The sequence below is a fragment of the Mobilicoccus caccae genome, from assembly GCF_030161635.1.
GTDB classification, from domain to species: Bacteria; Actinomycetota; Actinomycetes; order Actinomycetales; family Dermatophilaceae; genus Mobilicoccus; species Mobilicoccus caccae.
This window is the reverse complement of sequence record NZ_BSUO01000001.1, coordinates 1,983,343-2,002,549: the sequence shown is the minus strand read 5'-3', so window position 1 is coordinate 2,002,549 and position 19,207 is coordinate 1,983,343. Positions and strand designations below refer to the sequence as shown.

21 protein-coding genes are annotated in these 19,207 nt (G+C 71.1%); 13 read left to right on the top strand and 8 right to left on the bottom strand.

Features of this window, described 5'->3' with window-relative positions:
* The first annotated feature begins 62 nt into the window (after positions 1 to 62).
* The 7 genes from ruvX (at position 63) to aroB (ending at position 5,532) form a co-directional block, all read left to right on the top strand.
* Positions 63 to 506 carry a Holliday junction resolvase RuvX gene (gene ruvX, locus QQK49_RS09715; RefSeq protein WP_431310527.1) on the top strand — a complete coding sequence of 148 codons (444 nt, stop codon included), beginning with the start codon at positions 63 to 65 and terminating at the stop codon, positions 504 to 506.
* Positions 503 to 1,741 (top strand): endolytic transglycosylase MltG, encoded by a 1,239-nt coding sequence (gene mltG, locus QQK49_RS09710; RefSeq protein ID WP_284303733.1) that lies wholly within the window; start codon positions 503 to 505, stop codon positions 1,739 to 1,741. Before ruvX ends, mltG begins: the two co-directional genes overlap by 4 nt.
* Positions 1,735 to 2,601, top strand: coding sequence for a shikimate dehydrogenase (locus tag QQK49_RS09705; protein ID WP_284303732.1), 867 nt, complete (start codon positions 1,735 to 1,737; stop codon positions 2,599 to 2,601). Before mltG ends, QQK49_RS09705 begins: the two co-directional genes overlap by 7 nt.
* Positions 2,602 to 2,668: 67 nt before the next feature.
* Positions 2,669 to 3,889 (top strand): chorismate synthase, encoded by a 1,221-nt coding sequence (aroC, locus tag QQK49_RS09700; RefSeq protein WP_284303731.1) that lies wholly within the window; start codon positions 2,669 to 2,671, stop codon positions 3,887 to 3,889.
* A complete protein-coding gene (locus QQK49_RS09695) occupies positions 3,886 to 4,416 on the top strand; it encodes a shikimate kinase (RefSeq protein ID WP_284303730.1) in 531 nt (176 codons plus the stop codon). The genes aroC and QQK49_RS09695 overlap by 4 nt, the downstream gene beginning before the upstream one ends.
* Positions 4,409 to 4,630: a hypothetical protein gene (locus tag QQK49_RS22750; protein ID WP_348536151.1), complete on the top strand. Its 222-nt coding sequence runs from the start codon at positions 4,409 to 4,411 to the stop codon at positions 4,628 to 4,630. The genes QQK49_RS09695 and QQK49_RS22750 overlap by 8 nt, the downstream gene beginning before the upstream one ends.
* Complete coding sequence (gene aroB / locus QQK49_RS09690; RefSeq protein WP_348536150.1) at positions 4,579 to 5,532, top strand: 3-dehydroquinate synthase; 954 nt, start codon at positions 4,579 to 4,581, stop codon at positions 5,530 to 5,532. Before QQK49_RS22750 ends, aroB begins: the two co-directional genes overlap by 52 nt.
* 40 nt (positions 5,533 to 5,572) lie before the next feature.
* Here aroB and QQK49_RS09685 read toward each other — a convergent pair whose 3' ends face one another.
* The 4 genes from QQK49_RS09685 to QQK49_RS09670 form a co-directional block, all read right to left on the bottom strand.
* Positions 5,573 to 6,265 carry a response regulator gene (locus QQK49_RS09685; RefSeq protein WP_284303729.1) on the bottom strand — a complete coding sequence of 231 codons (693 nt, stop codon included), beginning with the start codon at positions 6,263 to 6,265 and terminating at the stop codon, positions 5,573 to 5,575.
* The gene (locus QQK49_RS09680) at positions 6,262 to 7,338 is read right to left on the bottom strand and encodes a sensor histidine kinase (protein WP_284303728.1); all 1,077 of its coding nucleotides are present in this window, start codon (positions 7,336 to 7,338) and stop codon (positions 6,262 to 6,264) included. Before QQK49_RS09680 ends, QQK49_RS09685 begins: the two co-directional genes overlap by 4 nt.
* Positions 7,329 to 7,562: a hypothetical protein gene (locus QQK49_RS09675; protein WP_284303727.1), complete on the bottom strand. Its 234-nt coding sequence runs from the start codon at positions 7,560 to 7,562 to the stop codon at positions 7,329 to 7,331. The genes QQK49_RS09680 and QQK49_RS09675 overlap by 10 nt, the downstream gene beginning before the upstream one ends.
* Before the next feature lie 108 nt (positions 7,563 to 7,670).
* Complete coding sequence (locus QQK49_RS09670) at positions 7,671 to 9,266, bottom strand: peptide ABC transporter substrate-binding protein (RefSeq protein WP_284303726.1); 1,596 nt, start codon at positions 9,264 to 9,266, stop codon at positions 7,671 to 7,673.
* Between the two features lie 413 nt (positions 9,267 to 9,679).
* Here QQK49_RS09670 and efp point away from each other — a divergent pair, with 413 nt between their 5' ends.
* Positions 9,680 to 10,240: an elongation factor P gene (gene efp / locus QQK49_RS09665; protein WP_284303725.1), complete on the top strand. Its 561-nt coding sequence runs from the start codon at positions 9,680 to 9,682 to the stop codon at positions 10,238 to 10,240.
* The gene (gene nusB, locus QQK49_RS22745; protein ID WP_348536149.1) at positions 10,240 to 10,887 is read left to right on the top strand and encodes a transcription antitermination factor NusB; all 648 of its coding nucleotides are present in this window, start codon (positions 10,240 to 10,242) and stop codon (positions 10,885 to 10,887) included. Before efp ends, nusB begins: the two co-directional genes overlap by 1 nt.
* Positions 10,888 to 11,010: 123 nt before the next feature.
* On the opposite strand, the gene QQK49_RS09655 is transcribed toward nusB, so the two are convergent.
* Positions 11,011 to 12,483, bottom strand: coding sequence for a DUF418 domain-containing protein (locus QQK49_RS09655; RefSeq protein WP_284303724.1), 1,473 nt, complete (start codon positions 12,481 to 12,483; stop codon positions 11,011 to 11,013).
* 140 nt (positions 12,484 to 12,623) lie between these two features.
* On the opposite strand from QQK49_RS09655, the gene QQK49_RS09650 reads away from it, so the two are divergent.
* From QQK49_RS09650 to QQK49_RS09635, 4 genes are all read left to right on the top strand, one after another.
* Positions 12,624 to 13,187, top strand: coding sequence for a hypothetical protein (locus QQK49_RS09650; RefSeq protein WP_284303723.1), 564 nt, complete (start codon positions 12,624 to 12,626; stop codon positions 13,185 to 13,187).
* 93 nt (positions 13,188 to 13,280) lie between these two features.
* A complete protein-coding gene (locus QQK49_RS09645) occupies positions 13,281 to 14,435 on the top strand; it encodes an IS110 family RNA-guided transposase (protein ID WP_348536256.1) in 1,155 nt (384 codons plus the stop codon).
* 32 nt (positions 14,436 to 14,467) lie between these two features.
* Positions 14,468 to 15,211, top strand: a complete 744-nt coding sequence (locus tag QQK49_RS09640; RefSeq protein ID WP_284303722.1) for a sensor histidine kinase — start codon at positions 14,468 to 14,470, stop codon at positions 15,209 to 15,211.
* Positions 15,208 to 15,846, top strand: a complete 639-nt coding sequence (locus QQK49_RS09635) for a response regulator (protein ID WP_284303721.1) — start codon at positions 15,208 to 15,210, stop codon at positions 15,844 to 15,846. Before QQK49_RS09640 ends, QQK49_RS09635 begins: the two co-directional genes overlap by 4 nt.
* A 71-nt stretch (positions 15,847 to 15,917) precedes the next feature.
* Here the strand turns inward: QQK49_RS09635 and QQK49_RS09630 are convergent, their stop codons facing one another.
* The 3 genes from QQK49_RS09630 to QQK49_RS09620 form a co-directional block, all read right to left on the bottom strand.
* The gene (locus tag QQK49_RS09630) at positions 15,918 to 16,145 is read right to left on the bottom strand and encodes a sulfurtransferase TusA family protein (RefSeq protein WP_284303720.1); all 228 of its coding nucleotides are present in this window, start codon (positions 16,143 to 16,145) and stop codon (positions 15,918 to 15,920) included.
* A 57-nt stretch (positions 16,146 to 16,202) separates the two neighbouring features.
* Positions 16,203 to 17,276 (bottom strand): YeeE/YedE family protein, encoded by a 1,074-nt coding sequence (locus QQK49_RS09625; RefSeq protein ID WP_284303719.1) that lies wholly within the window; start codon positions 17,274 to 17,276, stop codon positions 16,203 to 16,205.
* 146 nt (positions 17,277 to 17,422) lie between these two features.
* Positions 17,423 to 19,027: an FMN-binding glutamate synthase family protein gene (locus QQK49_RS09620; RefSeq protein ID WP_284303718.1), complete on the bottom strand. Its 1,605-nt coding sequence runs from the start codon at positions 19,025 to 19,027 to the stop codon at positions 17,423 to 17,425.
* Between the last annotated feature and the right edge of the window lie 180 nt (positions 19,028 to 19,207).

Sequence of the window (19,207 nt, the reverse complement as noted above, 5' to 3'; positions counted from 1 at the left end):
CGCCGTTGAGGCCGGGAGCCAGGCTGGGCGTCGACGTGGGCGCGGTCAGGGTCGGACTCGCGATGTCCGACCCTGCCGGTGTCCTCGCGACTCCGGTACGGACCCTGCCTCGTGCCGATGCCGAGGAGCTCGACGGCGCGGACATGCTCGCGCTCGCCGAGGCGGTCACCGAGCACGAGGCGCTCGAGGTCGTCGTCGGACTGCCCCGGTCGCTCTCGGGCGAGGAAGGACCGGCCGCGGCCTCCGTGCGGCGGTACGCCGTCGCGTTGGCCAGGCGGATCGCGCCCGTGCCCGTGCGGTTGGTCGACGAACGGCTGACGACCGTGGACGCCCACCGCACCCTGCACGAGAGCGGACGGGCGGGGCGACGACACCGCGAGGTGGTCGACCAGGCCGCTGCGGTGCTGATCCTGCAGTCGGCGCTCGATGCCGAACGCACCGCGGGCACCGCTCCGGGTGAGATTGTTGCGTTGCGTAAACCCCGACACAGAAGGACGCCAGGATGACCGACCGACACGGCCATGACGACCGGCCGGGGAACGAGCGCCACGAGGGGCTCGGGCACGACGGCCACCCGCACGCGGGTGAGCCCTCCTACGACGCGCTCCTGGCCGGGCACGACGCGCACGAGGAGCACGAGGTGTTCACCCACGAGCACGGCGATCACGACGATCACGAGCCCGGTGGCCCGCGGCACGACCCGGCGCGGCGGCGACGCTTCATCGTGCTCGGGGTGGCGGTCGCGTTGTTGATCGGCGGCATCGTGCTGGCGTTCTCGGTCATCTCACCCGTCGTGGGTGGCCTCCTGGAGAGCAAGGACTACGAGGGCCCCGGCAGCGGGGAGGTCAGCGTCACGGTCCATCAGGGCGACACGGGTCGGGACATCGCCACCTCGCTCGTCGGCAAGGGTGTGGTCAAGACGGTCGAGTCCTTCGAGAAGGCGCTCACCGATCAGCCGGGGGACGCGATCCAGCCCGGCACGTACACCCTGAACAAGGAGATGAAGGCGAGCGACGCCGTCTCGCGCCTGCGTAGTGGTGAGGCACGGGACGAGAAGGTCGTGACGATCCGCGAGGGGTTGCGGGCCACGGAGATCTTCGCGGCGCTGTCGAAGGGTACGGGTGTGCCCGTGGCGGACTACGAGGCCGCGGCGAAGGATCCGAAGGCCCTCGGTCTGCCGGCGGCGGCACAGGGGCGCCTCGAGGGCTACCTGTTCCCCGCGACCTACACCTTCGGGCCCAAGGTCGGCGCCGCCGACCAGCTCAAGGAGCTCGTGGGTCAGGCGAAGGGCCGGTTCTCGGCGCTCGGTGTCGACGAGGCGAAGATGAAGGACGTCGTGACGATCGCGAGCATCGTCGAGGCCGAGGCACGGATGCCGCAGGACCGCGGCAAGGTCGCCGCCGTCATCGAGAACCGGCTGCGCATCGGGATGCCCCTGCAGATGGACTCCACCGTCGCCTACGGCGTGGGCAAGCGGGCGCTGACCACGACCGACCAGGAGCGGGCCGACGACAACCCGTACAACACCTACCTGCATCCGGGTCTGCCCCAGGGGCCGATCAACAGCCCCGGCGCGGAGGCGGTCAAGGCCGCGGTCGATCCGCCCACGGGCAACTGGCTCTACTTCGTCACTGTCAAGCCGGACACGGGCGAGACGAAGTTCGCCGCGACCCTGGACGAGCACAACGCCAACGTCCGCGAGTTCCAGGCCTACTGCCAGGCCAACCCGGACAAGTGCTGACGCATCGGGCCGGCGTCGTCGGATCGCCGGTCGACCACTCGCTGTCGCCGGTGCTGCACCGCGCGGCGTACGCGGCGTTGGGCCTCGACGGCTGGGGCTATGACCGCCACCGCATCGGCGGGCCGGGAGAACTCGACCTGCGCACGTTCGTCGAGGGCCTGGGCCGTGACTGGGTCGGGCTGTCGGTGACCATGCCCAACAAGGAGGCCGCCCTCGACCTGGCGTCGGCGGCGACGGAGCAGGCACGCCGGATCGGCGCGGCCAACACCCTCGTGCGCCGGGAGGACGGCTGGGTCGCCTCCAACACCGACCCCGACGGCGTCCTGGGCGCGTTGACGGAAGCCGGATTCCACGGCGGCCGGCGGGCTGTCGTGCTGGGTGCCGGGGCGACCGCGCGGTCGGCGCTCGACGCTCTCGCCCGGCTGCGGGTCCGCGAGGTCACGTTCGTCGTCCGCGACCGGGTACGGCCGGAGACGGAGTCGCTGGCCGATCGTCTGGGCATGGCCACCTCGGTGGTTCCTCTGGGCCGGACGCCGGATCTGCGCGCGACACTGCAGGGCGCCGACGTCGTGGTCTCGACGATGCCGGCCGGCACCGTGCTCGGTCTCGAGGACCCGGCCGTGCGGGTGGGTCCGACCGATCTCGAGGCCCTGGTCCTGCTCGACGTGGTCTACGCCCCCTGGCCGACGCCGCTGGCGCAGTGGGCGCAGGGCGGTGGCGCCACGGTGGTCTCGGGCGCGGAGATGCTGCTGCACCAGGCCGCGGGACAGATCGAACTCATGACGGGTCGCTCGGCTCCGTTGGAGGCGATGCGCACCGCGCTGAGGGCGGCGTTGGCCGAGCGCGTCGACTGCGCCTGAGCGTGCCCGGGGTCCAGCGGATGGGCCGGACCGAGGGGTTGTCGGTGGGTCGTGGAACCATACGCGCATGCGTTGGTTGACCGCCGGAGAATCCCACGGCCCCGCCCTGGTCGCGATCCTCGAGGGGATGCCCTCGGGGGTCGAGGTGACCAGTGAGGACATCGCCGAGGCCCTCGCTCGCCGCCGCCTGGGCCACGGGCGCGGTGCGCGGCAGAAGTTCGAGCAGGACGAGATCGAGATCATCGGCGGGTTGCGGCACGGCCGCACCCTCGGGTCGCCGTTCGCGCTGCGCATCGGCAACAGCGAATGGCCCAAGTGGGCCACGGTGATGAGTCCCGACCCGGTGCCCGCCGAGGAGTACGCGGCCGCCGGCGATGTCAACGCCCCCAAGGAGATCGCGCGCAACCGGCCGCTCACCCGCCCGCGTCCGGGGCACGCCGACCTCGTGGGGATGCAGAAGTACCACTTCGACGACGCCCGCCCGGTGCTCGAACGCGCCTCGGCCCGCGAGACCGCGGCGCGGGTGGCCCTCGGGGCCGTGGCCGCGGCCTACCTCCAGCAGGTGGCCGGCATCCGCGTGCTCTCGCACACCGTCGCGATCGGTACCGCGGGTGTGAGCGACGAGGCGCCGCTGCCCGGCCCGGACGACGTGTCGGCCCTCGACACCGACCCGGTGCGCGCGTTCGAGTGGGCCGGCTCGGCGGCGATGGTCGCCGAGATCGACGCCGCGCACCGTGACGGCGACACCCTCGGGGGCGTCGTCGAGGTGCTCGCCTACGGCTGCCCGCCCGGCCTGGGCTCGCACGTGCATTGGGACCGTCGTCTCGACGCCCGCCTGGCCGCCGCGCTCATGGGCATCCAGGCCATCAAGGGCGTCGAGGTCGGCGACGGGTTCCGCACCGCGGCCCGCCGCGGGTCGGCCGCACACGACGAGATGGCGCGCGACGAGCAGGGGAGGATCCGGCGGGCCACGGGCCGCGCCGGCGGCACCGAAGGCGGCATGTCCACCGGAGACGTCCTGCGCGTCCGCGCGGCGATGAAGCCGATCAGCACGGTCCCGCGGGCACTCGACACCGTCGACGTCGCCTCGGGCGAGCCGGCGACCGCCATCCATCAGCGCTCCGACGTCTGTGCCGTTCCGGCCGCCGGCGTCGTGGCCGAGGCGATGGTCGCCCTCGTGCTCGCCGACGCCGTGGCCGAGAAGTTCGGCGGTGACAGCGTCGCCGAAGCGGCGCGCAACGTCGAGGGCTACCTGGCCGCGATCCCCGAGGGGATGAGGTCGTGGTGAGGCCGGTGGCCGTGCTCACCGGGCCTCCCGGGTCGGGCAAGTCGACCGTCGGGGTCGCGCTCGCCGAGCGTCTCGGACTCACCGTCCTCGACACCGACGCGCTCGTGGAGCATCGGGCGGGCACGAGCATCACCGACATCTTCGTCGACCAGGGCGAGGCGAGTTTCCGGGCACTGGAGAAGGCGGCGGTGGCCGACGCGCTGGCCGAGCACCCGGGCGTGGTCTCCCTCGGCGGCGGCGCAGTCCTCGACCCCGACACGCAGGAGTTGCTCGCGGGTCACCGGGTGGTGTTCCTCGACGTCAGCCTGCGGTACGCGGCACGCCGCTCCGGGTTCGACCAGGGACGCCCGCTGCTCGCCCTCAACCCGCGCGGTCAGTGGCTGCAGCTCATGGCCGATCGACGGCCGATCTACGAACGTCTGGCGTGGCTGCGGGTGAACACCGACGAGCGCGAGGTGGCCGACATCGTCGCCGAGATCGCCGCGGCGATCGAGAGCGACGCGAACCAGAGGAGCCAGGATGGATGAGGTGCGCGTCGGCGCGGGGGCGACCTCGGCAGAGGTGACCACGATCGGGGTGGGCTCGGGCGCGGAGGCCTACGAAGTCCTCGTGGGCCGCGGTGTGGCCGACCGCATCACCCGATTGGTCCCCGCATCGGCCACCGGGCCCTCGTGGTCCACGCCGAGCCCGTGGCCGACCTGGCCCGGCGACTGGCGACCGCGCTGGAGGCGCACGGGGTGACCACGCTGGTCGAGGTGCTCCCCGACGCCGAGGCGGCCAAGACCATCGACGTCGCGGCGCACCTGTGGGGGATGCTCGGCCGCGCCGGTTTCACCCGGGGTGATGTCGTGGTGGCCGTCGGCGGGGGAGCCGTCACCGACCTGGGCGGATTCGTGGCCGCCACGTGGCTGCGTGGGGTGCCGCTCATCAACGTCCCCACGACCCTGCTGGGCATGGTCGACGCGGCCGTGGGCGGCAAGACGGGCATCAACACGGCCGAGGGCAAGAACCTCGTCGGCTCCTTCCACCCGCCGGCCGGGGTGTTGTGCGACCTCGACGTCCTGGCCACGCTCCCGCGCGCCGACCTCGCGGCCGGCCTGGCCGAGGTGGTCAAGGGCGGGTTCATCGGCGACCCGGTCATCCTCGACCTCGTCGAGGCCGACCCGGCGGCGGCGCTCGACCCCCACGGTGAGGTCGTGCGCGAACTCGTCGAACGCAAGATCGCGGTCAAGGCGGCAGTCGTCACGACCGATCTGCACGAGTCTTCCCTGCGGGAGATCCTCAACTACGGCCACACCTTCGCCCACGCCGTCGAGCAGGTCGAGGGGTATCGGTGGCGGCACGGCGACGCCGTCGCCCTGGGCATGGTCTACGTGGCCGAACTGGCACGGATCACAGGCCGACTCGACGCCGAGACCGTCGAACGGCACCGCGCGATCCTGCGTTCGCTCGGCCTGCCGACGAGCTACGAGCCCGGCCGGTTCGACGAGCTCCTCGCCGTCATGGGCCGGGACAAGAAGACCCGGGGGAGCACGCTGCGGTTCGTCGTCCTCGACGCCGTCGGCAGCCCGTCCCGCCTGGTCGGTCCCGAGCTCGACCAGCTCCGGCAGGCCTACGACGCGGTGACGCAGACGCCGGCCTGACACGGGTCGCCTGTCGGCTCAGAGCAATTGGGCGTCGTGCTCAGAGCAGTTGGGCGTCGTGGACGCGCACGGCGATCTGGACCCGGTTCTCTAGCCCGAGCTTTTCGAAGATCTTGGAGATGTGGGCCTTGACCGTGGCCACGCTCATGAAGAGTTCGGCCGAGACCTGGGCGTTGGACCAGCCGCGGGCCACGGCGATGGCGACCTCGCGTTCGCGGTCGGTCAGGGCGTCCAGGGACGTCAGGGCGTCCCGGCGGCGGTCGCCGGCGTCACCACGGGTCGCGGCCGCGACCACCTGACCGATGACGGTGGGCGAGAACGCGGGCTCCCCGGCCGCCACCGCGAGGATGGACTCGACCATCCGCTCGGGCTTGGTGGCCTTGAGCAGAAACCCGCTCGCGCCGGCGCGGAGGGCGTCGAGGACGTTGTCGTCGGCGTCGAAGGTCGTCAGCACGAGGATGCGCGGCGCGCCGGGCCGGGCGCGCAGGACGCGGGTCGTGGCGATGCCGTCACGCCGGGGCATCCGGATGTCCATGAGGACCACGTCGGGGCGGGCGTCCTCGACGACCTGTTCGGCCTCGATGCCGTCGGCCGCCTCACCCACGACCTCGATCGGGCCGTCGCCGCCGAGGATCAGGCCGAGCCCCTGCCGGACGAGGGCGTCGTCGTCGACGATCACCACACGGACCGGCGCGTTCGGCGTCCGCGAGGATTCGTCGGTCGGCGTGCTCATGCTGAACTCCGTTCGGGCCAGGGGACGGTGATCCGGGTGACGTACCGGTCACCCACGGGGCCGTGATCGAGGCGGCCACCGGCGAGGTCGGCGCGTTCGGCCAGTCCCAACAGGCCCAGTCCACTCGTCGGCGCCCGCAGCACGGACTCCCCGACGGTACCGTCCACGGCCCGGTCCCAGGACGTGGGCTCGGGGCGCGCCGTGGGTGAGGTGTCGCTCGGGCCGATCGGGCGGGTCAGGGGGTTGCTGACCTCGAGTGCCAGTCTGGCCCGGCCGTTCTCGCCGTCGCGGGTGATGCGGATGGCCACCGGGGCGCCGGGGGCGTGCTTGCGGGCGTTGGTCAGGCACTCCTGGGCCGAGCGGTACAGGTGACGGCCCACACCGGCGGGGATGTCCTCGGGGTCCACGGACAGGTCGAGGTCGACCTCCTGGCCGGTGGCCCGGGCGTCGGTCACCAGGTCGGCGATGTCGGCGATCGTCGGCTGCGGCGGCTCGGGGGCGTGCTGGCCTGTCGGGATACGGGCGTCGTCGCGCAGCACCCCGAGGATGTCGCGCAACTCGATGAGGGCGCTGTGCGCGTTCTCCTGGATGAGCCGGGCGGTGCCCTGCACGTCCTGCGGTGAGAGGTCGGTGCGGTAGGCGAGGGCGCCGGAGTGCATCGCCACGGTCGAGATGCGGTGGGCGAGCACGTCGTGCATCTCGCGGGCGATGCGGGAGCGTTCGGCGACGCGGGCCGAGGCCGCGCGCGAGGCCTGCTCGCGTTCGGCGGTCTCCGCGCGTTCCTGGAGGGAACGCACCAGGTCACGGCGGATCCCGAGGTTGAACCCCACGGCCATGACGAGGCTGCTCATCAGCACCACGAGGAGGAACAGGAGCCACAGCGGCGGGTCCTCCGGGGAACTCGGGGACGGAAGCCACCATTCCGACCCCACCGATGACGCCGCCGAGGCCACCAGCAGGACGAGTACCGAGGGCCAGATCCGGCGCTCCTTGGCCAGGGAGATCGCCGCGAAGCACCAGGCGCCGGACGCGGAGCCCGAGAACACCATCGCGACCGAGATGGTCAGGGCCACGGCCAGGGGGAACCGGCGACGCAGGGGAGGAGCAGCAACGCGCCCAGTCCGAGTCCGAGGTCGAGGAACAACTTGGCGTTGACCACGGCGGTGGCGCCGCCGTCGGGGTCGGTCACGGCGGAGACGCTGATGACGAACGTGGTGAGGCAGATGAAGGTCGCGACGAGGTACTTCGCGCCCTGCACCAGGCAGGACGCTCGCTCGGTCGCGACGGGGGAGGACATGACTCCAGCCTAGGCAGGCGCCGGTCACAGCGGCACCGTCCGGGAGTCCACGTTCGATCCGACGAAAGTCGGACCCGTGCACGTCCGGAGGCGGTCGGGGCGGGCGGGTCAGGGCCGTCGGATCTGGGTGTACCCCGGGGAGCCGAACACGTCGATCCGCACACCGCTGACCGAGGCCGAGGACACCGCGGTCGCGTGGACGTTCACCAAGGGGATGACCGGGAGCGTCTCGAGGATGTCCTTCTGCACGGCCTGGAACCGGGGGATGCGCTCGGGTGGCGTGGCGGTCGCGGCCCGCGTCAGCGCCGCGTCGGTGGCGGGGTCGGCGTAGCCGGAGTCGTTGGTGAGGGCGCCGAGGGCGAACCGGGGCACGAGGAAGCTCTCGAGTTGCGGGTAGTCCATCTGATGACGAGCCAGGTAGGGCCCGGACTCCCGGCCCGCGTCCACGGCCTCGGCCAGCGCCTGGGCGGTGAGGTACTCCCGCGGGGTGCACGTCACCTGGAGCGTCGAGGTGAGGTCGGCGCAGAGAGCACGTGCGAAGGGGCCTTCGTCGAGGTCGTCCGCGTAGGCGATGCTCACCCCGCCCGGAGGCGGGCCCGCGCCGGCCAGGAGCGAGAGGGCCTCGTCGCGGTCGAGGCGGCAGAGTTCGGCGCAGAGGTCGCGTGAGTGCCCTTCGACGACCGGTGCGGCGAGGTCGGTCGCGACGGTGCGCGTGCCGGCGAAGACCTCCCGGGCGAGGGCCTCGCGGTCGATGGCCAGGGAGAGCGCGGCGCGGCGCGCGGTACCGGCCTCACCTGACCAGTGCGGCGCGCCGGCGGGGACGACGAGTCCCAGGGTGACGCCGACCGGCTGGTTGACGGCGCGCTCGCCGAACCGGCCCTGGTAGTCGGCCAGTTCGTGGGTGGGGACGACGTCGAGCACGTCGAGACGTCCGGCCTCGACGTCACGCCAGGCGGCGGCGGGGTCGGAGTAGGGGCGGAACACCAGGCCGGCGTTCTGCGCGGGGTCGGCCGCGGTGTAGGCGGCGTTGGGGCGTAGGCGCAGATCGCCGTCGGCGGTCCAGGCGCCCTCGATCTGGTACGGCCCGTTGCCGACCGGGGCGCGCCGGAATCCCGCGGGGTCGGTGAACGCGACGTCGGGCAGCGGGGCGAAGACGGCGTGTCCGAGGCGTTGGTCGAACTTCGGATGCGGGCGCGAGAGCGTGATCGTGAACGTGCGGCCGTCGAGCACCGTGAGCCCGGCGAGCCGGGGCGAGCGCCCGGTCGGGCGGTCCTTCGACCCCGGTGGGGGCGTGGCGGGTGCGGTGGCCGGTGAGGTGGTGGGCTGCAGGTCGGCCGACGGGACGAATCCCTCGATCGGAGCGAAGAGGTCGCGTCGCAGCCGGGGGTGGGCCGGGTCGGCCGCGAGGCTCCAGGCGTCGACGAAGGAGTCCGCGGTGACGGGCTCGCCGTTCGAGAAGCGCCACCCCTCGGCGAGCGTGACGCGGTAGACCCGGTCGTCGGTGGTCTCGACCGTCTGTGCGACCTCGGGGACGCTCTTGCCCTTGGCGTCGTAGCGGAACAGTCCGCGTTGCAGGAGCGAGGCGATGCGCGTCGTGTACGGATCGGTCGTGTCGGTGGGGTCGAACTCGGTGGGCAGATCCAGGGAGTTGACGACGATCGGGTCGCCCGTGGCCGGCGTGTGGGTGGGAGTGGGATCGGTCACCGGAACGTCCGGGGCCGAACATCCGGCGAGCAGGAGAAGGGTCGCGGCGGTCAGCGCGAGGGGGCGACGTCGTCGTGCCCGAGATCCCGCCCGTGCCGCTGTCACCGCACCTGCCTCCCTTCCAGTCTCGACCCTGCGCGGGCGTCGGCCCGCGACGGCGGCGCCCGTGAGACCCGCCGGAGGTCGCTCGCCTCGATTCTGCCTGTCGGCCCACCGGCCCGCCCGCGGATGGGTGGAGCCCGTGTCGGCGATTGTGTCAGCACCGCCCGAACCGGACACGTGGCGGAGGGGCGTGCTTCGGCTCGGTAGAATCGGCGAGTTCCTGCCGTGATCACGTCGCGGCACCGGCGCCCACGCCCTGCCGAGTCGGGGCTGCGCCGCTCTGATCATCCCCGACGAAGAGAGATCAACCCGTGGCCACCACGAACGACCTGAAGAACGGCATGGTGCTCAAGATCGAGGGCCAGCTGTGGACCGTCATCGAGTTCCAGCACGTCAAGCCCGGCAAGGGCCCCGCCTTCGTCCGCACCAAGATGAAGAACGTCATGTCCGGCAAGATCGTCGACAAGACGTTCAACGCGGGCACGAAGGTCGAGACGAGCAACGTCGACAAGCGCACGATGCAGTACCTGTACAAGGACGGCGAGGACTTCGTCTTCATGGACGGCAAGACCTACGACCAGATCCACGTGTCCTCCACCGTGGTCGGCGACGCCGAGAAGTTCATGCTCGAGAACCAGGACGCCGTCGTCGCCACGCACGAGGGTGCGCCGCTGTACGTCGAGCTCCCGGCCTCCGTCGAGCTCGAGATCACCTACACCGAGCCGGGTCTGCAGGGCGACCGCTCCACCGGCGGCACCAAGCCGGCCACGCTCGAGACCGGCGCCGAGATCGCGGTCCCGCTGTTCCTCGAGACCGGCACCAAGGTCAAGGTCGACACCCGCGACGGCAGCTACCTCGGCCGCGTCAACTGATGACCGATCGTCCCGAGCACCAGGTCGAGCCGGCAGAGGCGGGCGACCCGACCGACTCCGACATCGGCGTCCGGTCGCCCGGGCAGGTCGAGTCGGTCGAGGACGTCTCCGACGTCGATGAGCCGGATGAGCCCGACGCCTCCGACGACGGCTGGAGTTCGGCGCCGCTGCCCGTGCCGTCCTCGCTGCCCGAGGGCGCGGTTCAGGTGGATCGTCCGGCGCCCAAGGGTGACCGTGGTCGTCTGACGTCGGCCCGGAGCAAGGCCCGCAAGGCCGCTGTCGAGTTGTTGTTCGAGGCCGAACAGCGCGGCATGAACGCCGGCACGCTGTTGGACGATCGCGTGGCGCACCCGACGACGCAGGTGCCCCTGCGTGGGTACACCGTCGACGCGGTGCGTGGGGTGGTCGACCACTGGGCCGAGATCGACGAGACGATCGCGACCTACAGCCGGGGGTGGCGTCTGGAACGCATGCCGGCGGTCGACCGGGCCGTCCTGCGGGTCGGCACGTGGGAGATCCGTTACAACGCCGACGTGCCCGCCGGCGTCGCGGTCTCCGAGGCGGTCGTCCTCGCGACGGTGCTCTCGACCGACGACTCCCCGAGCTTCGTCAACGGACTCCTCTCGCGCATCGCCGAGATGCACTGACCTCGCCGCTCGCGTCACGCTCATGCGAAGACGGGGCACCACCGGTCGTCGGTGGTGCCCCGTCGTCATGCCGGCGGTGGTCGGTGACCCCGCGTCGGCCGGGTCGGACTCGCCGGGTCGGACTCAGAGCGCCGAGGACATGACCTTGTCGGTCTCCCCGGTCTTCTCGGCCTTGGCCCGCCGCCTCTCCGCACGCTTCTCGGCGCGACGGGCGATGGCCGGCCCGCGACGCTTCATGATCGCCTCGTAGGAGGCGTGCCAGACCAGCTCGACCGGGCCGCGGGAGAACATCCGCAGCCACACCGCACTGAACGCCACGAGGAACGCGCACAGCCCGACGTACACGAGCAGGACCCAGTAGCCGGAGTTCTCCTGCGGCATCTTGTTGGCCAGGCCGAATCCCCAGTCGTAGAAGAGGATCGAACACAGCAGGTTCTGACCGATGTAGCAGGTCAGCGCCATCTTGCCGACGAGCTCGAAGGGGCGCCCGATCGGTCCGACGCTCTCCCGCCGGGCGTAGATGTGGGCGACGAGGGACAGCAGGCCGAACGAGACGAGCGTCGAGGTGACGTAGCGCGGGAACCCGCCACTGACCTCGGCGAAGAACAGGCGACAGGCCCAGTCGATGGGCAGGCCGATGCCGAACGACAGCAGCATGACGCGCTTGCGCAGCGTGTCGCCGTGGGGGAGGAACAGGCCCGCTCGGTAGAGGTGGGCGCCCACGAGGAACAGCCCGAGTCCCATGAAGAACATGATCGGGATCTCACTGCGGCCGCCCCAGAACCCCTGCAGGCGCTCCAGCACCTGATCCCAGTACACCTCGGTCTGCATCGCGGCACCCGGTGCGCCGGCCGCGAGGGCCTCGTTCAGCGCGGACATCTGTTCACGCACGGTGTTGGGGTCCATGCCCTGGCGGCCGGCCTCGGCGAGGGTCTGGGCCTCCGACCATCCCTGCGTGTGGGCGCGCTCCACGAGGACGGCCATGGCCTCGTCTCCCTCCACGGATCCGCCGCCCGGGTACAGCTTCTCCAGCACCGGCATCATGGCCGCGGACATGAACCCGACGAAGAGCAGGTGGAGCGTGATTCCCACGACCATCCAGATCTTCTGCGCCTTCTTGCTCGTGCCGAGGATGAAACAGACCGCCAGACCGGTGAGCCCGTAACCCATGAGCACGTCGTACTCGAAGATGAAGATGTAGTTGAGCAGGCCGTCGAGGATGAGCAGCCCGGCCCGCCAGGGGTATCCGCCGGGCCATTCCTCACCGCGCCGGATGGCGGCCTGACGCTGGATCTCCAGGCCGATACCGAACATGATCGTCAGCAGACCGATGAACTTGCCGTCCGTCACCAGATTGAGGCCGGTCTGGAGGTAGCTTCCGGCGTCCCCGGCGCGTAGCCCGGCGATCCCCATCACCTCCCCGACCGGCTTGCCACTGATCGCGGCCTGGACGGGGCTGGTGGGGGAGGTGAAGATCCAGATGTTCGTCAGGAGCGTTCCGAGGATCGCCAGACCCCGCAACACGTCGAGGGCGGGGAGTCGTCGAGATCCGGGGGCCTTGGTGGAGCCTGCGGGGATCAGTGGGGGAGCCGTCATAGAGTCAGTCTCCGAACGGGCACGTGTGTCCGGCATCGGCCACGGGACCGTTTCGTCGGTTCCTGAATCGGCCGAAAGGACGACCGGGCATCATGCGCCGGTCGCAGAGCGGTCCGGGACGACGACGAAGGAGGTCGAGGGTGGGTCACCTCGTGCGGGCGCTCGTCGTGCTGTTCGCGATCGCCTATGCCACCGGTGACCTGACGAGCGTCCTGCCGGGAGCCGGGCAGACGTGGATGCTCTGGCTGTGCGTGGGGTGGGTCCTCGCCTATCTCGTGTCGTCCTGGCTCCCCTCGGCCCGCCGCCTCGGGTGGGTCTTCGCGGCGGCGGCGCTCGCGTGCGCGGCGTTGTCCTGGTGGCTCGTCCAGCAGTTTCCGCCGACGCCGGAGGAGGTGCCCACCTACACGTGGCCCGGTGCGGCCACCATCGGCGCCGGTGCGGTGGCCGGTCGGCTGTTGTTCCTCGCCGGCTCGTGGCTCGAGCGTGTGCCCGTCGTGCTCATCATGGGGGCCACGCTCCTGGCGGCGATGGCCGACCCGGTCCTGCGGTCCTTCGCCCTTCTCGACACGTCCGCGGTGCTCGTCGCCTGCGGAACCGTCGCGGGCGTGGCCATCGCCCAACGCCATCTGGGTGTTTGGCTATGCACGTCGCCTCGGCCTCGCGAGCAGTGGCGATCGGTCGGCCCTGGCTCTGAACGCTATTGACCTTGGTGTCCTTGATTCGAACTGCCGGGCCGGCCGTCTGGGCGCGGGCCCGGGTGCCTGGCTTGAAGAGAGCCTGCACGACTCAACCCAGATCTGCCGGCGACCCGGACCCGCTGCCCGCACCGTAACGCGTCGCAGGAGGAGCACCTCATCACCACGTCAGCCGTCGCGGGGATCGACCCGCACAAACACTCGGGCACCGTCGCCGTCCTGTCCGCCACGGGCGAGCTCATCACCTGCGAGTCCTTCGAGATCAGCTTCGAAGGCCTGGCGCGCCTGCTGGAGATCCTCACGGGCACCGGCGCGGTCATAGACCGGGTCGGGGTCGAAGGCTCCGCCAGCCTCGGGGCGCCCGTGGTGGCCGCTCTGCGAGCCAGCGGGTATGACGTTCGAGAGGTTCAAGCCTCCCGCACCAACGACCGACGCCGCCGTCGGCACCGGGCCAAGACCGACATCACCGACGCCCACGCGATCGCAGCCGAGACCCTCGCCGATCCCGCGCTGCCGCCCGCCCGCAAGCACGTCGAGACCCCGTCACCGGCATGGGACACGCTGCGCGTCCTGAGATCGCAACGGGAATCTCTTGTCCTGCAGCGGGTTCGGCTGCTGACCGAGGCCGAGCCCGTCCTGTGCGCCCTGCCCGTCGAGATCCGCGACCAACTGCCCGCGACCAGCCGCGTCATGGCCGCACTGAAGACGATCCGCACCCTCGACACCGGCGCCCTGTCCCGTGCCGACTCGGCCCGGATCCGGTGGCTGCAATCAACCCTGTCAGCGGTCGACGCCATCACCATCGGCCTCAAAAAGCTCGACGCTGAAGTCCCCGCACTCCTGAGCGAACTGGGCTGCACCCTCACCGAGATCGTCGGTGTCGGCGTGGTCACCGCCATGACGCTGCTCACCGAAATCGGCGACCCGACCCGGTTCGAGACCGAAGCCCAGTTCGCCCGGTGGTGCGGCGCCGCACCCGTGGCCGTGTCCTCCGGAGAGGGCCACGGCCAGCCCCGACGACATCGCCTCGACCTGGCCGGCAACCGTCAAGTCAACAGCGTCCTGCACATCGTCCACGTCACCCAGGCACGCATGCACGAGCCAGCCAAGACCTACCTCGCCAAGAGCAGCGCAACTGGCAAGACAGCCCGCGGTGCCCGCCGCGCCCACAAGCGTCAACTCGCCAACGTCATCATCAGACACATGTGGAACGACGCCAAGCGAGCCCCAACCGCCCCCTCAACCGTCGCCGCTTGACAAGAGAGCTTCGGATCCAGGCGGAGCGCAAGGTGGCGATCGCTGAGGAACGTGCGCGGTTCGCCGATGAGCTGCACGACCGGATCGCCCACGAGGTCACGGGGATCGTCGTCCTCGCACAAGGGAGTTCGGCTCTGGCACGCGGCGGCCCCGTGGAGCGGCCGCTGGAACTCATCGAGGAGGCCGGCCTGCGCGCCATGGAGCACATCCGGGGGATCGTCGGACGATCCGGACCGCCCACCCCCGACCGTCCCGGCCACGGGCGAGGTGGCTCACGCGCGTCCGCGGTCGCCTCGGTGACCGACGTGTCCGAGCGGCTCGGCGTGATCGTCCGCGACTTCGCCGAGACCACCCCGGCGGCCGTCACCCCTCCGGCGCAGGTCGACTGCGCGCTGTCACCGCAGGCGTGGGAGCTCATGCACCGCGTCACCGCGGAGTCCCTCACCAATGTGCGACGTCACGCCGCCTCGGCCCGGCACGTGCGCGTGCACCTGGCCGCCGATGACCGCAACGCCACCCTCTGGATCACCGATGACGGTGACGGCGGCGGCCTGGGCACGGGCGGCGGGTCGGGTCTGCGTGGACTCGGCCGCAAGGCCAAGGCCCTGGGCGGCGAGCTGACCGCCCACCCGGTCTCCCAGGGCGGCTGGCAGGTGCGGCTGATCTTGCCGGCCGTCGGCGTGCCGGCCGTGCCTGCGGTGCCGCCCGTGTCGGCCGGCTCGCAGGGACCGGCCGAACCGGTCCACGTCGTCGATCGGAACGAGGACGACGCATGAGCATCCGGGTGTTCATCGCCGACGACCAGGAGATGGTGCGCGTCGGGTTCGGCCTGATCCTCGCCGCCGAGAAGGACATCGAGGTCGTGGGCGAAGCGGCCGACGGCGCCGCCGCCATCGAGGGGATCGGCCGTCTGCGGCCCGACGTCGCACTGCTCGACATCCGTATGCCGCTGCTCGACGGGCTCGAGGTGACGGCTCGGGTGGCCGGCTCGACCGCGGTGGTCGTCGTGACGACGTTCGGCGACGACACCTACGTCGACACGGCGCTGGCCGCGGGGGCCGTCGGGTTCATCGTCAAGGACTCCGGGCCGCAACTGCTCGTCTCGGCGGTGCGCGCGGCGGCTCGCGGCGACGCTCTCATCAGTCCCGAACTCACCCTGCCTCTGCTGCGGCGCCGTGCCGCGGCGTCGGCCCCCGTCGTCGGACCCGACCTCCTGGCCCGGCTCAGCGATCGCGAACTCGACGTCGCGCGACTCGTCGCCCAGGGACGCACGAACGCGGAGATCGCCGGCGAGCTCTATGTGGCGTTGTCGACGGTCAAGACCCACCTCGCGCGGATCCAGCAGCGGCTCGAGGTCCGTAACCGGGTCGAGATCGCCGCGGTCACGTGGCGCCGCGGCGCGGTGGAGTGACGCGCCGCGTCTGTCGAACACGCCGGCGTCCGCTCATCGAACGATGAGCGGACGCCGGGCGAGTGTGTGGTTCAGGCCTTCTGGACGGTGATGGTCCAGCTGGCGTTACCGGTGCGGTCGAAGTGCGTGACCGGGTAGCCGTTGTCGGCGGCCCAGTTGGGGATCGCCTCGGTGGCCTGGGTGCAGTCGAAGCCGATGACGAGCTCGTCGCCGAGGTCCATGTCGGCCATCGCCTGCTTGGCCTCGACCAGCGGGAACGGGCAGACCTGACCCTCGGTCTCCAGGATGTGGGTGGCCATGACGGATCCTTTCGTTGCAGATGTCGGGGGTTCGGGTGCGGGCTCAGACGCCCGCGGTCATCGAGGTGGCGGCGGCCTCGGCGCGCGGGGTGCCGGGGCGGACTCCTCGGCGCGCTTGTGGCCGATGATGAAGACCTTGGCGGCGGCGCCGGTGCCGAGCAGCATGAAGGCGAAGCTCAACCAACCCTGGTAGCTGAACTGGGCGGTCTCGACCATGGCGTTGCCGATGGTGCAGCCTCCGGCCAGGGCCGCGCCGACGCCCATGAGGGCGCCACCGGTGATGGAGCGGACGGCGATCTGCGCGGAGGGGACGCGGACGCGGAACTCCCCGCTGGCCTTGGCGGCGATGTAGGACCCCACGAGGATGCCGACGACGAGCATGACGCCCCAGTCGAGGTACTCGGTCGTGTCGCCGCTGACGAGCAGGTTGACGAGGTTGGAGGAGGGGGTCGTGATGCCCAGGCCCGCGTTGCGCCCCGCGGCGGCCGACAGCGGCCACGCGACGATGGCGATGAGTCCGACGACGATGGCCGTGGCGAACGGGTGCCACGTCTTCTCCAGCAGCACGTGGGACAGGCCGCTGCGGCGCGGGGGCAGGCCGGCGACGACCCGCTTGGGCTTGTTGAGGTGGTAGCGGGCCGCGGCGCCGACCGCGAGGACGAGCAGCGCCACGAGGATCCACGGGCTGATGCCGAAGGTGGACTGGATGTCGGTCAAGGGCACGGTCTGGTCGCGCACGCCCTCGTTGAACGGCTTGAGGACGCCGGTCTTCATGATGGCGGCGAACCCGGCGTAGGTGATGAGCGCGAGCCAGCTGCCCACCAGGCCCTCACCGGCGCGGTAGTACGTGCCGGTGGCGCAGCCGCCGGCCATGACGATGGCGAAGCCGAAGATGAACCCGCCGAGGATCACGCCGAGCAGCGGGAGTTCGGAGGTGCGCGCCGAGATCAGGCCGAGGGAGCTCAGGGCGAAGAACCCGACGCTGTGCACGGCGATGACGATGAGGAACGCGGTGAGCCACTTGGTGTTCTTCGTGACGAAGACGTCACGGAACGCGCCGGTGACGCAGAAGCGACCGCGTTGGAGGACGAAGCCGAGGACGGCACCGAGCGCGAGGCCGGTGAGGATCATGGGAACTCCAGGGGGACGGCGGGGAGGACGGCGCCATGAGCGATCCGGGCATACGGGAGTCGCGGGCCGGGGTTCACTGTAGGAGGCGACTGCATAACAGCGCAAACGGCAGCCCATAACGCGGGATTATTCCCCTCGATGCGGAGTCAGGCCTCCTGCTGGGCGTCCTCACCGGTCGGGATCTGCGCCGGAGCCGGGCTCTCGTCGCCGAGTTCGGCCATGATCCGCGCGAGTTCGTCGCGGTCGGCCCGCGACGGCTGACCCCAGCCCGCCTCGTAGCCGGCCACGTCGCGCAGGCTGCGCGAACTGGACTGCCCGAAGAAGATCTCGATGTCGTCGCAGTCGATCAACGCCGGATGGAGGACACCGGTGGCCTCGGCCACCTTGAGCAGGTCTCGTCGCAGGGTGGAGATGTAGGAGGCGGTGCGGCCCGCTTTGAGTTCCGGGTCGAGACTGCGGGCCAGCCACCGGTTCTGGGTCGCCACCCCGGTCGGGCAGTGGCCGGTGTGGCACTTCTGCGTCTGCAGGCAGCCGATGGCGAGCATCGCCTCCCTGGCCACGTTGAGCATGTCCGCGCCCAGGGCGAAGGCCACCATCGCGTTGTCGGGCAGTCCCAGCTTGCCCGAGCCGACGAAGACGATCCGGTCGGTGAGCCCGGCGCGGGCGAACACCGAGTAGACGCGGGTGAACCCGGCACGGAACGGCATGGACACGCTGTCGCTGAACACCAACGGCGCGGCGCCCGTTCCACCCTCACCGCCGTCGACGGTGACGAAGTCCACCCCTCGGTCCCCGCCGGTCATCTGCTCGGCCAGGTGCTCCCAGAAGGTCATGTCGCCGACCGCCGACTTGATTCCCACGGGCAGGCCGGTGGCGTCGGCGACGAGCTCGACCCAGTCGAGCATGCTGTCGACGTCGTGGAACGCGGTGTGCCGGGAGGGACTGATGCAGTCCTCGCCCTCGGGGATGCCGCGGATGCGGGCGATCTCGGGGGTGACCTTCGCTGCCGGGAGCACACCGCCGAGGCCGGGTTTGGCGCCCTGGCTGAGCTTGACCTCGATGGCGCGCACCGGCGCCGACTCGGTGAGGGCGACGAGCTTGTCGAGGTCGAAACGACCGTCGGAGTCGCGGCACCCGAAGTAGGCCGTCCCGATCTGCAGGATGAGGTCGCCGCCCTGCCGGTGGTGGTCGGACAGGCCGCCCTCGCCGGTGTTGTGCAGACATCCCGCGGCGGCCGCGCCACCATTGAGGGCCCGGATGGCCTGCGCAGACAGGCTGCCGTAGCTCATCGCCGAGACGTTGACGATCGAGTGCGGACGAAACGCCTTGCGACGCCCCCGAGCCGCGCCGAGGACCTTCGCGCACGGCAGGGTCGCATCGTCGTGCGAGCCGTGCGCGGCGGCGGTGTCGGGCGCGTCGCCGGTGAAGGTGCGGTGCTTGATGACCGGGTAGCCCTCGAGGTGTTCGATGTCGTTGTCGGTGCCGAAGCCGAAATAGGTGTTGACGCCCTTGGCCGCGCTGTAGATGTAGGAGCGCTGGTCACGGCTGAACGGACGCTCCTCGTCGTTGCTCGCCACGATGTACTGCCGCAGCTCGGGGCCGATCGTCTCGACGAAATACCGGCCGTGGCCGACGACGGGAAAGGCACGCAGCAGTGAGTGCTTCTTCTGCAGGACGTCGTGCGCAGCCAGTCCCGTGATTCCGGCCAGGCCGGCGCTCGCGCTCCACAACAGACTCTTCTTCGCGCTCATGGGGAGCAGTGTGCACCCGTCGGAGAGCTCGCGCCCGCCGGGCGCCGGTGCGAGGGTGAGGGCATGACCGATGCTCCCGTCCGTACGTCCACCGTCGCGATCGGTGCCGGCGCCACGATCGAGGGGGCGACGCCCTCGGCACCAGCGGTTGTTCACACCCTTCAGGACCATTCCGCACGC

Excerpts from the sequence above, each read along its gene's own strand:
- QQK49_RS09620 (WP_284303718.1), bottom strand. The coding sequence starts at position 19,027 with ATGAGCGCGAAGAAGAGTCTGTTGTGGAGCGCGAGCGCCGGCCTGGCC.
- mltG (WP_284303733.1), top strand. The coding sequence starts at position 503 with ATGACCGACCGACACGGCCATGACGACCGGCCGGGGAACGAGCGCCAC.
- QQK49_RS09635 (WP_284303721.1), top strand. The coding sequence starts at position 15,208 with ATGAGCATCCGGGTGTTCATCGCCGACGACCAGGAGATGGTGCGCGTC.
- nusB (WP_348536149.1), top strand. The coding sequence starts at position 10,240 with ATGACCGATCGTCCCGAGCACCAGGTCGAGCCGGCAGAGGCGGGCGAC.
- QQK49_RS09685 (WP_284303729.1), bottom strand. The coding sequence starts at position 6,265 with ATGAGCACGCCGACCGACGAATCCTCGCGGACGCCGAACGCGCCGGTC.
- QQK49_RS09675 (WP_284303727.1), bottom strand. The coding sequence starts at position 7,562 with ATGTCCTCCCCCGTCGCGACCGAGCGAGCGTCCTGCCTGGTGCAGGGC.
- QQK49_RS09655 (WP_284303724.1), bottom strand. The coding sequence starts at position 12,483 with ATGACGGCTCCCCCACTGATCCCCGCAGGCTCCACCAAGGCCCCCGGA.
- ruvX (WP_431310527.1), top strand. The coding sequence starts at position 63 with ATGTCCGACCCTGCCGGTGTCCTCGCGACTCCGGTACGGACCCTGCCT.
- QQK49_RS22750 (WP_348536151.1), top strand. The coding sequence starts at position 4,409 with ATGGATGAGGTGCGCGTCGGCGCGGGGGCGACCTCGGCAGAGGTGACC.
- QQK49_RS09625 (WP_284303719.1), bottom strand. The coding sequence starts at position 17,276 with ATGATCCTCACCGGCCTCGCGCTCGGTGCCGTCCTCGGCTTCGTCCTC.
- QQK49_RS09630 (WP_284303720.1), bottom strand. The coding sequence starts at position 16,145 with ATGGCCACCCACATCCTGGAGACCGAGGGTCAGGTCTGCCCGTTCCCG.
- aroC (WP_284303731.1), top strand. The coding sequence starts at position 2,669 with ATGCGTTGGTTGACCGCCGGAGAATCCCACGGCCCCGCCCTGGTCGCG.